Here is a 13,763-nt window from a genome sequence, read left to right as displayed (position 1 = left end):
TCGAAATGTTTTATAACAGTAAGCGTCGGCATGGTTCTAGCGAACAGATGTCACCGACAGAATATGAAAACCAGTATTATCAACGGCTCGGAAGTGTCTAGATTATCCGTGGCGATTCATTCTTTCTTACTGTTCTCAAATAAAAAATCCGCTATTTTCACTCTTTTCTCAGAATCAGGCAAAGCAGCGATATGAGCCCTCACCTTAACATCGGAAGCCAGATGCCCGACAAAAACGTAACCTAATCTGTTACTTAGCAGTAAAGATAAACCTTGCCCCAGCCGACCTATTAGGCTTGTTAATGTCACATCATTGACTACTGTATCAATGTCATCAACGAGCCTCAGATTATGTTTTTTTTCCAGTTTAATCAGTTGATGAGCAGACAAGATAAGTCCCAGGCTATGAAAGCTATAATTGCGTTGAATAAGGAAATCTGTTTTTACTACCGCGTGAGCCAATTGCCATAGGGTAAATTCGAGTTGCGGATGCGGTATCGCAAAATCATCCCATTTCGCATGATGAGGTAATTTTTTTAATGTAATATTCTTTAAATCCCATTCAAAAACATCAACATTAATAACCTTTCTGCTGTCTTTGAAAAGATACGCGAATTCTTTAATATATCTAAGCATGTCTGTTATCCTTACCAGAAACATGTTTTCTAGAGAAAGTTCTCAATAATACTCATTATTCGAAAGCAAAAACAATCTTTTCCCCTAAATCATTCCTGTTCTTTGTTAACTGAGTGCTATCGAAAAATCTAGTCAGTATTTTTTTGCTCTACATCGTTATTCACTCTGCAACTAATTCATCATAAATATTGCGCAGCCTGCTGCGCAGATAGAGCACCGCCTTGTGCTTACGGGACAACAGCGCCTGCATGCTGACGCCCGTCTCCTCCACCAGCGCCTTGTAACTCAAGCCTTCAAGCTCGGTCTTTTCGAACACCTCGCGCTGGGCGGGTGGAAGTTCCGCCAGCGCGCTTTCCAGCTCTTGCCATAACAGTTCGCGCAGATACTCCTCTTCCGGCGTTTGCGGCACGCCAAACAGCGTTTCCGCCAGTTCATCTTCCGCAAAATCGCTCTCATCATCACCGCTGCTGAAAAAACCGGACAACGGCAACTCGTGTTTTTTACGCGCTCTGTCCGTCATTTCATTACGCGCGGCGCGGAACAACCAGGCGGCAACGTTCTCCACCGGTTGTTCCACATTCATCAGTTGGTAAGTTACTTCCTGCAAAATGTCGTCGGCGTCATCACGCACTGCCGTGCGCCCACGAATAAACGCTTTCAGGCGTGAGCGACAGGCATTCAGCGCATTGACCAGCAAAGACTCGCCATCCATGGTTTTCACCGTGTTCACTCAGCGTCCGGTTTTTTGGCGCTGCTATCGTCAGGCTGATGGCGGTCATCCGCCCTTTCATCCCAACGCCCACGCCAGCCGCAGCGATCGCGGCGACCAAAACCTTCGCGGCGCTGCTGGATAAAGGCTTCACGCTGCTCCGGCGTCATTTGCATCCAGCGTTCGTGCATACGCCGACGTGCCATGCCAAACATTCCCCCATGGAATCCCAGCCCGCCAAAGAGAATGCGGCTCAGCACTAACAGCCCCAGCGCTTGCCCGAAACCAATGCTTTTCACGCCAAGAATGGCCGGTAACAGCGTGTTCCACAACGACATCACCAGCAACCCTAACGCGATGAATACCACCACGCCAATGATTAACGGTTTCATCATGCGATGCCGACCAAAGCCGTGGCGGTGTCCGTGTCGGTGCTCATGCATATCAAAATCTCTCATCTTTTTTCTACTCCATCAGGTTAGTGAATAATTGCTTGTGATGAAGTAGACGGATGAGCGGTAAAAATATTGCCAGGAAAATGCAAATAAATGCCACGACAGGGCAATAATTAATCAACCACTTGAAAAATAATGATAAATTTATCTCAGCCGCAGCCCGACGGGGATCCTTGACGTCATGTTTCTGAAAGTACTCAGGTTAAGACGTGGTACCGGAAGCGAGCGAGATACAGGTAACTTCAGAAGATCCTCAACACGAATACCGGCTGTTCGATATTCCCGATAAGTCCCTGACGCAACATGTCGACGAATATAATCCCGAAGTAAACCCAGGTAAGGTTTTTCCGGCTCAAACATATCCAAAACATCGTTCATTAACTCGGTAATTTGATTTTGTTTGATTACCCGTTTATTGACATGTCTGAGAGGTATTTGCGTTAACTCCTTAACCGGCAAGCAAAGATGAAAAAACAGACGCTGTAACCGTACCAGCGTCGCTTTTCTCGCTTCAACCAGTGCCTTACGCTGCAAGGCATAGACATGTATTGAACATATTGCTTTCATGTCATTGGCGTTTCTGGGGTGAATCAGCCCTTCATCATCATAAGTAAAATAGTCTTCCGGATCTTCGATGCATGGGTTGATCAGCAGGCGTTGCGCTTCTTCGTTAGCAATTTGAACGGCACTGCAACTATGGACACGCAAACGCGCATTTTCATTAGCTATCGGAAACTGTATATCCTTCCCAAGGTTTACCATTGCTGGTTGACCGGGAACCTCATGTTCTCGTCGGCGGTTACAATCCGGGCACGACACCAGTAAATTGAGCCACTCAGCTGCGAGCCAGTAATAGCCTGGACGAAGTATTGCTTCGCCATGAGTTTTTATTTCACTTTTCGGCCTGAAGTGTTCGATATCTTTTGGTGTGACGGCACCAAAGCAGCTTTCACAATAGGCACACTTATTACCAAATATTTTTCCTAGTTCAGCAACCAGTTCTTTGTCTTTATAAACATTAAACTTAAATTTACTGTCAGTTATTTTCTCTTCATTGAGGTAGTGAGATACATTAGTGTGAAAATCAATCGATTCATTATATTCCCGCACCGCTTGAGTAAGCCCAATGCTTCTACCACGAGTCATCGCTCTCACGTAAACCGGAATATTTGGCGTTGCCTGGCTACGATTTATTTTAATCATTTCTTTAGCAACCTTTTATTTAAAGCATCTTGCCAGAGGTTGCTGACTGTATTAATAGTTTCCTGCTTCATGTCATGGATTTGCAAAAAGCCTTTCTGTTTATTGTCGGCAATAATATGATCGATTGCTTCAAACATCAGCTGTTCGCGCGGCGTCTCGCCAATATAGCGTCGATCCTTCAACTCAATCTTTAATTGCTCAAGCCGCTCAGATTGTTCTCGATCCTTTTCAGGTAAAGCGAGCAACGCATAGTATTCATCGAAGATCGCCTCATTTTCCGGATCCAGCGTACTGTTCAGGCCAAAAAATGCAGAGGTTAATAACTGTTCCACACGGAAATCCGCCGGGTTTGGCAAATCGCTCAGCAAGTTGATACTTTCACCATCACGCTGCATCACACACACCTCTCCCGCGCCAAGGCCACGCAAACAGAGCGGATCATGGGTGGTGCAAATAAATTGCATTTCCGGGAATGCCCGTTTTAACGCGCTAACAATGCGCATTTTCCACGTTGGATGCAGGTGGCAATCAAGTTCATCCACCAGTACGATGCCTTCGGCGCTACCAGGATCGCCCCAAAACTCCGTTGCTATCGCGAGGATATCCACGCACAAAGCAATCACCGTCTTGTAACCATCGCTAAGCGCGGCCAGCGGTAAAGGTTTTTTGTCATCCATAACAACCATAATGGTGTTATTTCGCTTGACCAAAATGTCGTTGTTATCCAGGCCTAACAAATCTTTTAACGCGCGCGCGCTGAGATCAAAGATCTCTCGCTTCTGCTTTAACAGCCACTCTTCAGCGGAAATCAGTAACGAAAGCGGATCAAACAAATTATCGAAGCGCGCATAGCGCACTGGCTCTGCTTCACGAAAACCCAATTCCGATAATTTTGGCGCAGGTTTTAATAACCGCGTTGCGCCGTAGCCAAGTAGAACAAACTGGACATCTCTCGCCTCGCTTGCGCCTTTCACCGTCGCACTGCCATTAGCGTAATCCACGAAAGCAGACCTTTTCGCCGCGCGTAAAAACACAGCCCGGTCACGATAAATATTCAACAAATGAGGTTTTACAAAACCGCTCACCTGGATTTCAATGGTGGCTTTTTGCCGTTTAGACCTGATCCAGGTTTTAGGATCGATACCGTTCTCGTTCACCACTTTGGCGAAGTTGTCCGCGCCCCCCAAACAGAGCGCGATGGCTTGCAAAACTGAACTTTTACCCGCGCCATTTTCGCCCAACAGCATTTGCCAGTTACTGGCGACATTAAACGTTAACTCATCAATGCCTTTAAAATTAGCGATCGTCACTTTTTGTATTTTTCGGCTTTGCGACCGCGAAATAGCAATCCCCCGACGGTTAAGTAAGGAGAAATCAGATTGTTTTAACTCAAAATCCCTGAGTTTTTCCCATATACCGCTCACTCTTTTCTTTGTAACGGGCAGGGTTGATTTCAACCAATGGAAAGCATCGTACCCAGTATCCCGTACGATTTTTTTAAGCTCTGCCGAAATGAGCTGGCGTTTTATCGCTGCATACTCAGCATTATCAGCGGTCAACTCTTGCAGATGACGAAGTATAAACATCCGCTGCTCTTCTGAGCCGACGCTCGAGGCAGTAGCAAACATTTTCAGGACACTACGAACCATAGCCAGTGCGCTTCTTCGCGCCTCGACCAACGCCGGGCGATTAAGCCCGATGATGGTGATCGTCATCTGCCCCTCTGGCGTCTCACTGAGGATGTTTCCTTCCCAGTCATAGACAAAATGCCGGGCAGGATCATCAGAAGTTGGGTCCAACAATAACGGTTTTTCGCGTTCTTCCCATCCAGGCTCAAAGGCGCGCTGTGTTTCGTCCTCAAGAGGAAAGCGGCTCGACTTTCCCGCTATGACACCGTTATATTGATGCGGCCGATTACATGCGGGGCAACTTAACAGCAAATTTTCCCACTGGCTTGCCAGCCACCAGTATCCTGGGTGTTTACGGCTCTCTGCGACAGCGCCCTTAGGTCTGTAATGGCAAATATCCCCGGACGCCGTTGAATTTATCCGTGATTCACACCACGCACACTTACCCTGAAAGAGATCATACAGCGCATTTTTAACTTCTTTACTTCTGAAAACCTTAAATTCAAAGCGACTCTGCAAATGATGCGCCTGCTTATAAAACTCAGCCGCTTTCTCTTTTTCCGCCTCTGCCGCGCCGCCAGGCAGTAACACGGATGGAATGGCGACACGCCCCCTGTCTACGAATAACATCGTTATTTCCCTTTAAATATATTTACGCAGGCACGCTACCGCCCGCAAAACAGACAGATTGCGAGAGAAAGCATTCACCGAATGGATAAATGATTTTGCCAAACCAACAAGGGAAATCAAGGTATATCAGGGAAATGGGCCGTTTCGGCGAGCGACAGGAGCGCCGAAGCACTCCTGCTAAGAGGAAAACGCCTCAGCCTACGTTTTCAAACCATTGCAGCTGGAAAAATGAGTCATTGTAATCGTTGTCGGTTGAATCCTCGCTGGCGAAGATATATTTGCCGAAAAAGACCGACGCGCCGCGGGTAATAATATCCTGCGTCCAGAGAACGTTTGAATAACGCTGGCCGCCGTTGGTGCCGATCCAGACAGTATAATTTCCCACGTTATCCGCCTGAAAAAAACCGTTGCCAATTTGCGTTGGCGTCCCGCCGCTGGAGCTGGTGCCCTGCACGGTAAACACCACATTAGAAAGGCTGTCTTTCAGTTGAATAAACTGGTTTGCCGAGCTTTGTACCAGCACCGACCAAAACACGACTTTACCCGGCGGAATAACGATAGCAATGCCATTGCCACTAACAGGTCCTGGCGACATGTTCATCTCCTCAGCCAATGCTGTTAAACCAGGTTAATGTCAGGCAGGTATCGTTAAAGTCCTGGTCGGCACCATCTTCGGCAATAAAATTGAAGCTGCTGGAATAGATCTGGCTACCGATATTGAGCGTCATCTCCTCCCACATCACTTGCGACCAGGATTGCCCATTGTTGTAGCCAAGGTAGACGGTATACGCACCCGTGCCGGACGCCACAAACGTTCCCTGTCCGATCTGCGTCGGTGAATGCCCGCCTGTCGATGCGCCATTGGCCTGAAAGACCGGGTTATTCGCGAAATCCCTTACCTGAACGTATTGCGCCCACGATGCCTGCACATTTGCCGTCCAGAAGACCGTTTTTCCTGGCGGCAACGTAATCGCGATGCCATTTCCTGAAACCGGGCCGACACTCATAGTTTGCTCCTGTTTTCGCCTGAAGTTGGACGCGGTTGCGTCTTCGCGTGGCCGGTCGCGAGCAAAGTTTTCGCGCTGTCGCCACAGTCAAATTGCGGGCGCTGGGCTTTCAGCGCGGCGCAAATCTGGGTATCCATTGTTGTTTGAACGGATTCGGTGAAATTGTTCGGGAACGGTGCTGCCGTATCAAATATCGGGCGCAGTTGCTGGTAATAGGCGTTATTGACAATCTGCGATTGCTGCCAGAAAGGCTGGCTGGCCACCAGCAGCGTGCGCCACGGCGTGCCGGCAGGAAGATCCTGCGACTGCACAATATAATTTTTCATAGCCACGCCGGTCATCATGGTGGTGAATGCCTGCGCGTCGCGGCTGCACTGACTGCCCGGCTTGCAGGTAGCCGCGCTGGAAACGAAACTATCCTGGAACAGCAGCGGTTGGGCGTTTTGCCCCCACGGTACCGGAATGACATACAACGGAGCGCTTTGCGACGGGCGATAGAGATTTACGTAGAACGACTGTTCAGAAAATCCCATCTCGGTGCTGGATTGCCCGGTGGCAAATGCCTGCTCAGGCGTAACGCCGGTCCCGTTGTAAAAATAGCCATTGGTACATTGATTGATACCGTTTTTCTGGCAGGTATCCGATAAAGCAACCAGTTGCGAAATCACTGCATTATCTGGCGGCATTTGCATGGCCTGCGGCATTGCATTCAGGCCATAACGTTGCACATATGCATTGATGTAGTTGGAGGGCACCGCCCAGTGACCATTAAAACTCCCCGCCAGCGCCGGCACCGCAGAGGGCAGCGAGTGCATATAGCTCAGTAAATTATCCAGCGTCTTTTGCCGGGTAATCGCCTTGTCAAACGCATAGATAAAATTCATGCACAGCCAGCTGGGAATACCCCACAACTGGCCTTTATAGGTCGATCCGGCGAGTGCCACCGGCCACGGCGCATCTCCGCTGATTTGCGCGGGGTTGATAAGCTGGTTATCCGCCAGAAAGCCCAGATACAGCACATCCAGTTCGACAACATCAAAACCGTCGTTTCCCAGAATGGTACGCAGCTTGGTAAAGTCATAAATCTTGACCTCCTGGCTAAGCACAGCATTGAGCAACACGTCCGGGTGCTGCGCCTGCCAGCTTTTCACCACATAAGCGACCAGGCTTTCAAAATTATCCGTCGGCAATGTCGGCAGGTACGAATAGAGCGAGACATTAAGCACACGCGTTTGCTGACCATTGAGCACCAGCGTCTGGTTCGGCCCTTTCGGCGTCAGCGTCATGGCGCGGGTTTGCAGGTTATTACAGTTCGCCCAGTTAATGATCGGCGGATTTGACCGGCTGGTATTTTGCCCGACATAAAAACTCTGCCCCGGTTCAACCTTAATAAACCAGTCAAAGCTGCCACCAGACGCACGGGTCCAGCCGTCAACCGTACAGGTTATCGGTGATGATGAAGTATTTTTAAGGATTAACTGACCGGCAAACACGCCAGCGCTGGCAAAGATACATAAAACGATGGCAAAGACGCGCATCGTCATTCGTGAGATGACGCCCATATAAACTCCTCTATTACTGCGGTAGAAAAACGAAAATAGGTGCGCAGGTGTATTCACGCTGCGCACCACTATATTTAGGCAAAAAGAATATTTAATTTAAAAGCTATCTATTACGATATTCGATATATTCAGACCAGGATGTTTCGCAAATAAAAACCTCCCGCACGAGGAGGTTTTGTTATTTTATTTTTTCTTGTAAACATCGGCCGTTGCGTGAATTTTTTTCCTTGTTTGATCGGAGGTTACGACATACACATCACCGCCCTTTTCATCCGCCAGTTTGCTCAGCGCATGGCGGGCATCCATGGGTGACATCTCATCGGATGTGGCAATTTCACCAACCTTTTCATATTGCGAAGAAACTTTATCAAATTCTGCTTTTTCCATTAATTTGGCGGCCCAGGCATTACTCGCCAATAACGTTAACGCGCTAATAATCACTAAACTTTTTTTGTTCATCAGGCATTCTCCGGATTGATTTGAGATGGCTGTAAATAACAGAAAAGCACAGTCGATCATTTACTCTTTAACGGTAGACCAAGCCCAAAATAATTCAATATCATTAATTAATCGGTTATTTAATCAACATATTAAGCTGAATAAAAAGTGAAACGTGCATATGAAATGTCATATATAATGGCGCGCGTCTTACTTCAGAGGTTTACACATTTCAGGAGTCTGGTGATGAAAGATTCACACCTCAACCTGCCAGCGGGCTACTTTGGCATCGTGCTTGGCATTATCGGGCTGGGCTTTTCCTGGCGTTACGCCGCCACTATCTGGCCGGTCACGCTGCTGCCTGCGGATGGCTTAATCATTCTGGCGATGGTCATCTGGGCGCTATTGATGCTGGCATTTATTAGCCGAATGTTTCGCCACGGCGCAAGCGTGCTCGAAGAGATCACCCATCCGCTGAAAAGCAGTTTTGTCAGCCTGGCACCGGCAACCTCGATGCTGGTCGCCATTGGCCTTGCGCCGTGGTTCCACACGCTGGCGCTGGGGCTGTTTCTTGTTGCTGTCGTTATTCAGCTCACCTACTCCGCCTGGCAAACCGCCGGGTTATGGCGCGGTCAACACCCGAAAGAAGCGACGACGCCGGGGCTTTATCTGCCCACGGTTGCCAACAACTTTATCAGCGCGATGGCCTGCGGCGCGTTCGGTTTTAACGATGTCGGGATGCTGTTTCTCGGTGCCGGGATCTTCTCCTGGCTTAGCCTTGAGCCTGCCATTCTCAGCCGGATGCGTAATCTTGATGAAATGTCGCCCGCCGTGCGCACATCGCTTGGCATTCAGATGGCACCTGCATTCGTGGCCTGTAGCGCCTGGCTGAGCGTCAACGGCGGGCAGGCCGATGTGTTCGCCAAACTGTTATTCGGCTATGGCCTGTTACAGATGCTGTTCATGATAAGGCTGATCCCCTGGTACAGTTCGCAGCCGTTTAACCCGTCGTTCTGGAGTTTTTCATTCGGTGTGGCGTCGCTCGCGACCACCTCGATTCGTCTGGGACACGGCACGCCGGGTGGCGCACTGTACTGGATGTCATTCCCGCTGTTTATCGCGGCTAACCTGGTGATCGCGCTGTTAATGGTGAAAACCTTCGCGCTGTTACTGCGGGGCAAGTTACTGATCCGCACAGCGCACAGCTAACGCATCACAGGCGCTTTACGAGGGTGGTTTTGTTACAGCCACCCTCCCGCTCAACGCTCACGTTATCCACGCTAAGCAACATCAGCATTAGCCCCCTGCCGCTTTCCAGATCCTGCTCCTCGTCGCTGCCAATTTTGCTCCGCGCTTTGCTCAGGCTATCTGGTGAAAGGGCGACGCCATCATCTGTCAACTCGACCTGCACAGCATCGTTGTGGCAACTGAATGTCACGGTAAATTCGCGGTGGCTGTCTTCGTTTAACGCATGGCGAATAACATTGGTCGCCGCTTCGCAAACGGCAAGATCGAGCGCAAAGCGCCACGCACCATCAACGGGCAGCGCCGCCATATTGCGCTGCAACCACTGCGCCAGCGGAGCTAATGCGCCCAGCGTAGCCTGAAGGGTAATCGCCTCATGCATTATGTTTACCTGGCAAGCTCAGCGCAGGCGGCATCACGGTCATCGCAGATGCGAAACACCCTGTCCATACGCGTCAGAGTGAACATATTGCGGATGCCGGGCTTGAGCGAACAAACGAGCATTTCACCTTTGCCATTCATCATCTTAAGAAGCGACACCAGCGTGCCGAGACAGCTACTGTCGATAAAATCAACGCGGCTAAAATCGATGATTAAGGCTTTCTGCTCATTTGCCATTTCCCGTGAGAGGATCTCCCTGAATGTCGCCGCCACCGACGCATCCAGACGTCTGACAACCGGCGTCATAATGTTGGCCTGCGGCAACCGTTCAATTTCAATATTCATGCTCTTCTCCTCCGCGCTCAATAACTAACAGCGAAACATCATCCGTCATGGTTCTTTCGCTCCCGCCATCATGGTTACGCCAGTGCGTCAAATGCTCGCCGAATAACGGCAGCAGCGCCTCAACGGGTTTGCCGGTCTGCTGCCGTAACCAGTGTTGTAAGCGTAATTCACCAAACTGCTCATCGTCTGGCCCTTCACACTCGGTAATGCCATCGCTGAACAGGCACAGGCGCTCGCCGTTATGCAGACTAAAAGCAGTGTCTTCCCACTGCATATCCGGTAGCAACCCGACTGGCGCTCCGCCACCACCGGTCTGGCGGACTTGCCCGTCGGGCGAGACGATAAACGGCGTGGGATGCCCGGCCTGGCACAACGTCCCGCTGCCATCTCGCAGATTAATAACGCCATAAACCATGGTGAAATAACTGACTATCTCCGTGTCTTCGCTGCAAAAACGCGCATTCAGCATCTGCACAACCTTCGCGGGTGACGCCACCTCGCCATGTTCATCAAACAGAAAACGTTCCACCACGCGGCCATGCAGAAACTGCCGGGCAACCGCCAGCGACATCATCGCCGCACCAACCCCATGCCCGGCGACATCAACAAAATAAAACCCCAGATGGCCATCAAGCGGGAACACATTAAATATATCGCCGGAAACCCAGGCCGAAGGCAGAAATAGCCAGTCAGCAAAATAGTGTTCATAACGCAGTTGATGCGCGGGTAATACCGAACGCTGCAACCGTGCGGCCACCTGTAAATCCTGCTCTATCTGGTTTAACGCCTCGCTTAAGCGTGTATTGTGCGCGGCAAGGCTTGCTTCCAGCGCCAGAATGCGCGCCCCGGCATGCAGGCGCGCTCGCAGCTCGCTCTGGTTGACCGGTTTACTGAGAAAATCATCCGCGCCCGCGTCAAACCCTTCGGTAATGTCATCCGCGCTCTCGCGCGCCGTCAGCAAAATAAGATACACATAGTGACCATACTCAATGTTTCGAATGGCGCGGCACAGCGCCAGCCCATCCATCACCGGCATCTCCCAGTCGCTGATCACCATGCTGACGGGCGTTTGCGCCAGCATGCCGAGCGCCTCTTCGCCATTCTCCGCTTCACTCACCTGATACCCCCACTGCGAAAGCAGGTTAACCAGTAAACGGCGATAGACCTGCGAATCATCCACGATCAATACGCGTTTTTGCTCCGTCATCATGGCTCCTAAAGCGGTAACAACCAGATAAGGCTCACTGTGCCTTCCCGGAACCGCGCATTGCCGCTTTTATGTCCTGGGAAGCGCGTTCCGGCATAGTTGCTGTACTGAATAGAGAACGATCCTGGCGCGTAGGTGGCATAGCCAAAACTGTAGCTGTAGTCGCCATTCCATGGCTGCTGCTGGCTGCTGTCAGGAAACCAGAATGCGGTGGCACGCACAAAAAAGTGCTGCTTAAAGGTGTAGCCGCAACCGCCGAGCATAACGTTCTTATTTGCCTTTACGCTGTCGCTTTGCGCGTCGTAGTAGCGCGGCACCCAGCTATAACCGAGCTGGCAGGTCAGCGCATCGCCTTTATTAATTAAAAGCTTATTTTCAATGGGCTTTGGCAACGAGAACTTATACGCCAGCGTAAACGCCCCTTGTTCAAAATAGGTGTGCCGTTTACTGCCGGTCGTCCAGAAATGGTTATCGCCGTAGTTACTGTAAACCAGGCTTACGGTGTTGGGGTGCCAGTCATCATAGCCGAAGCTGTAGCGGAAATCCGTGGTATAGCGGCTGGTATCCCTCACCGGAAGACGGGTAATCACGTTCGCGAACCAGAAACTGTAGGGGGAATATTGCAGGCTCAGGTTGAGTGTCTGGTTAATTTTGTTTTTTTGCGACGCCGATTCCGAGTTGTTAGGTATCGTTATCCACTGTTGTTTCAACCCTGAGTTAAAGCTCAACGCAGCGGAAAATTTATCTTTATTACCGGCGAACAGACGCCCCCAGCGGCTGTTGATGCCGCCCGCCGGGATCTGCTCGGCCGTGCGTTCCTGCTGACCAGCGTCAGAAGTGCGATCGACGGCATACGCTGGCGCGATAACACTGCACATGACAGTCACCAGCAACAATTTTTCCCGCATAACGTATTCCCTCAATTGGGTATCCAGCGTCCGGCGACGTTATATTTTGCCATCAGCCATAACGCACCCAGCGCGACCGCATGGATCAGCGTGTTGGTCAGCCATGCCTGATGCCACAAATCGAAGGTGACAAACTGGCTGACCACCAGCACCACATACACATGCAAAATGAAGGTATAAAGCGAGTGCTGGCCCAGCGGGATAAAAAACCAGCCCGTGGCGCGGTAAAGCGGCGCCCAGCAGCGTGTCAGCACCAGATAAACGGTCACCATCAGGGCGATATCATTGAGAACGCGTACCGGGCCAAGACCGTTTTTTGCCGCCCAGGTATGGTAAAACGCATTAAAATCGGCGGGTGGAATCACCTGCAGTAACAACGCCGGTGGGATAAAGGGATTGGTATGGTTTTGCGCCACAAATCCCAGCACTATCGCCACCACCACCAGTGCCACGACCACAGCTTTACCCGCGGGCGTTTGTGCGAGCGAAAGCAGTTCCTCTTTGTACCAGCCGCAACACATGCCGAGCACAAAGATCAGTTGCCAGGCCATGAGCGGAAAGGCGAATTCAAACTCGGAGACCGTGACGCGCATCGGCCACACTTGCCAGCAACAATAAACCGCCAGCGAGAGCAGCAATAACCAGACTACTTTTCCGTTATGCAGTAGCCACAGAAATAATGGGCTTATTAACAGCAGGCAAATATATAATCCCAGAATCTGGGTTTGATGCGGACCAATTTGCAAATAGAGGATGATATTAAACCAGGTCTCACGAATTTGCGGGCTGGTCGGAAATAATGACCAATGCGTGCCTGAATACCGATCCGTAAAATGGGTAACTTCAAAGGTGTTTATAAAATGCAGATGCGAGAGTAAGAGAATTGAAACTATGATAATGATATTAACCTGATATATTTTCCACGCGCGTCGCCATAATCCCCAGGAAATCGTTAATAACACTGCTTTTTGCAGACGCAAGCGATTGAGCATACCGAGCATAAATCCGGAAAGGATCACAAACCCTTCCGCGCCGGTTGTCAGACCAAATCGCTCCCACGTAAAAATATTAAAAACCGACATCACTTCCGTATGTGCCACCACCATCATCACCAGCGCCACGCCGCGCATCATATCAATGCGGAGATCCCGACGGTCAGCTAATACATAACGCCACGTTGTTTTTTCACGGTTTTTCGCTATAGCGACAGGCGCAGACTGGCTTATTTCCATCTCGTAAACGTTGCCCTGAAAAGAGGTTGCGAAGTTAATATTTACATAGCGTAGTACACTCTGACCGGCAAACTGAATCCGCTTCGCCAGATTATAAAATATATCCTTAAACAGAAACCCCAGTTAATCAAACGTTACTTAAAGGCAATTGTAGTCATTCTTGAAAGTTACTGATGGG

The 13,763-nt window shown here is 50.0% G+C and carries 15 protein-coding genes; 1 reads left to right on the top strand and 14 read right to left on the bottom strand.

Features of this window, described 5'->3' with window-relative positions:
• Positions 1 to 116: 116 nt before the first annotated feature.
• The 9 genes from JKP81_RS12385 to yahO all read right to left on the bottom strand — a co-directional run bounded on the left by JKP81_RS12385 (position 117) and on the right by yahO (position 8,288).
• On the bottom strand, positions 117 to 635 hold the full coding sequence (locus JKP81_RS12385; protein WP_200551978.1) for a hypothetical protein: 519 nt from the start codon (positions 633 to 635) through the stop codon (positions 117 to 119).
• A gap of 160 nt (positions 636 to 795) precedes the next feature.
• Complete coding sequence (locus JKP81_RS12380) at positions 796 to 1,347, bottom strand: RNA polymerase sigma factor (protein WP_200551991.1); 552 nt, start codon at positions 1,345 to 1,347, stop codon at positions 796 to 798.
• Between the two features lie 14 nt (positions 1,348 to 1,361).
• Entirely contained in the window at positions 1,362 to 1,802 is a 441-nt protein-coding gene (locus JKP81_RS12375) for a hypothetical protein (protein ID WP_200551977.1), read from the bottom strand.
• Positions 1,803 to 1,943: 141 nt separating this feature from the next.
• Positions 1,944 to 3,002, bottom strand: coding sequence for a hypothetical protein (locus tag JKP81_RS12370; RefSeq protein ID WP_200551976.1), 1,059 nt, complete (start codon positions 3,000 to 3,002; stop codon positions 1,944 to 1,946).
• Positions 2,999 to 5,260, bottom strand: coding sequence for an AAA family ATPase (locus JKP81_RS12365; RefSeq protein WP_200551975.1), 2,262 nt, complete (start codon positions 5,258 to 5,260; stop codon positions 2,999 to 3,001). The genes JKP81_RS12370 and JKP81_RS12365 overlap by 4 nt, the downstream gene beginning before the upstream one ends.
• A gap of 193 nt (positions 5,261 to 5,453) precedes the next feature.
• Positions 5,454 to 5,855, bottom strand: coding sequence for a fucose-binding lectin II (locus tag JKP81_RS12360; protein ID WP_200551974.1), 402 nt, complete (start codon positions 5,853 to 5,855; stop codon positions 5,454 to 5,456).
• Between the two features lie 10 nt (positions 5,856 to 5,865).
• A complete protein-coding gene (locus JKP81_RS12355; protein ID WP_200551973.1) occupies positions 5,866 to 6,267 on the bottom strand; it encodes a fucose-binding lectin II in 402 nt (133 codons plus the stop codon).
• Positions 6,264 to 7,829 (bottom strand): hypothetical protein, encoded by a 1,566-nt coding sequence (locus tag JKP81_RS12350; RefSeq protein ID WP_200551972.1) that lies wholly within the window; start codon positions 7,827 to 7,829, stop codon positions 6,264 to 6,266. Before JKP81_RS12350 ends, JKP81_RS12355 begins: the two co-directional genes overlap by 4 nt.
• Before the next feature lie 183 nt (positions 7,830 to 8,012).
• Complete coding sequence (gene yahO / locus JKP81_RS12345; RefSeq protein ID WP_017456766.1) at positions 8,013 to 8,288, bottom strand: DUF1471 family periplasmic protein YahO; 276 nt, start codon at positions 8,286 to 8,288, stop codon at positions 8,013 to 8,015.
• A gap of 225 nt (positions 8,289 to 8,513) precedes the next feature.
• Here yahO and tehA point away from each other — a divergent pair, with 225 nt between their 5' ends.
• Entirely contained in the window at positions 8,514 to 9,476 is a 963-nt protein-coding gene (gene tehA / locus JKP81_RS12340; protein WP_200551971.1) for a dicarboxylate transporter/tellurite-resistance protein TehA, read from the top strand.
• A 4-nt stretch (positions 9,477 to 9,480) separates the two neighbouring features.
• On the opposite strand, the gene JKP81_RS12335 is transcribed toward tehA, so the two are convergent.
• From JKP81_RS12335 to opgC, 5 genes are read right to left on the bottom strand one after another with little or no spacing between them, the layout of a single operon-like run.
• The gene (locus JKP81_RS12335; protein ID WP_200551970.1) at positions 9,481 to 9,894 is read right to left on the bottom strand and encodes an ATP-binding protein; all 414 of its coding nucleotides are present in this window, start codon (positions 9,892 to 9,894) and stop codon (positions 9,481 to 9,483) included.
• A gap of 5 nt (positions 9,895 to 9,899) precedes the next feature.
• Positions 9,900 to 10,238: an STAS domain-containing protein gene (locus JKP81_RS12330; RefSeq protein WP_200551969.1), complete on the bottom strand. Its 339-nt coding sequence runs from the start codon at positions 10,236 to 10,238 to the stop codon at positions 9,900 to 9,902.
• Positions 10,228 to 11,445 (bottom strand): PP2C family protein-serine/threonine phosphatase, encoded by a 1,218-nt coding sequence (locus tag JKP81_RS12325; RefSeq protein WP_200551990.1) that lies wholly within the window; start codon positions 11,443 to 11,445, stop codon positions 10,228 to 10,230. Before JKP81_RS12325 ends, JKP81_RS12330 begins: the two co-directional genes overlap by 11 nt.
• Positions 11,446 to 11,453: 8 nt before the next feature.
• Positions 11,454 to 12,353 (bottom strand): hypothetical protein, encoded by a 900-nt coding sequence (locus tag JKP81_RS12320; RefSeq protein WP_200551968.1) that lies wholly within the window; start codon positions 12,351 to 12,353, stop codon positions 11,454 to 11,456.
• An 11-nt stretch (positions 12,354 to 12,364) separates the two neighbouring features.
• The gene (gene opgC / locus JKP81_RS12315) at positions 12,365 to 13,585 is read right to left on the bottom strand and encodes an OpgC domain-containing protein (RefSeq protein WP_200551967.1); all 1,221 of its coding nucleotides are present in this window, start codon (positions 13,583 to 13,585) and stop codon (positions 12,365 to 12,367) included.
• Between the last annotated feature and the right edge of the window lie 178 nt (positions 13,586 to 13,763).

It is taken from the genome of Kosakonia sp. LAM2021 (assembly GCF_016620385.1).
GTDB classification, from domain to species: domain Bacteria; phylum Pseudomonadota; class Gammaproteobacteria; order Enterobacterales; family Enterobacteriaceae; genus Kosakonia; species Kosakonia sacchari.
Note: the sequence above shows the minus strand (reverse complement) of the source record. Positions and strands in the feature narration are given on the sequence as shown.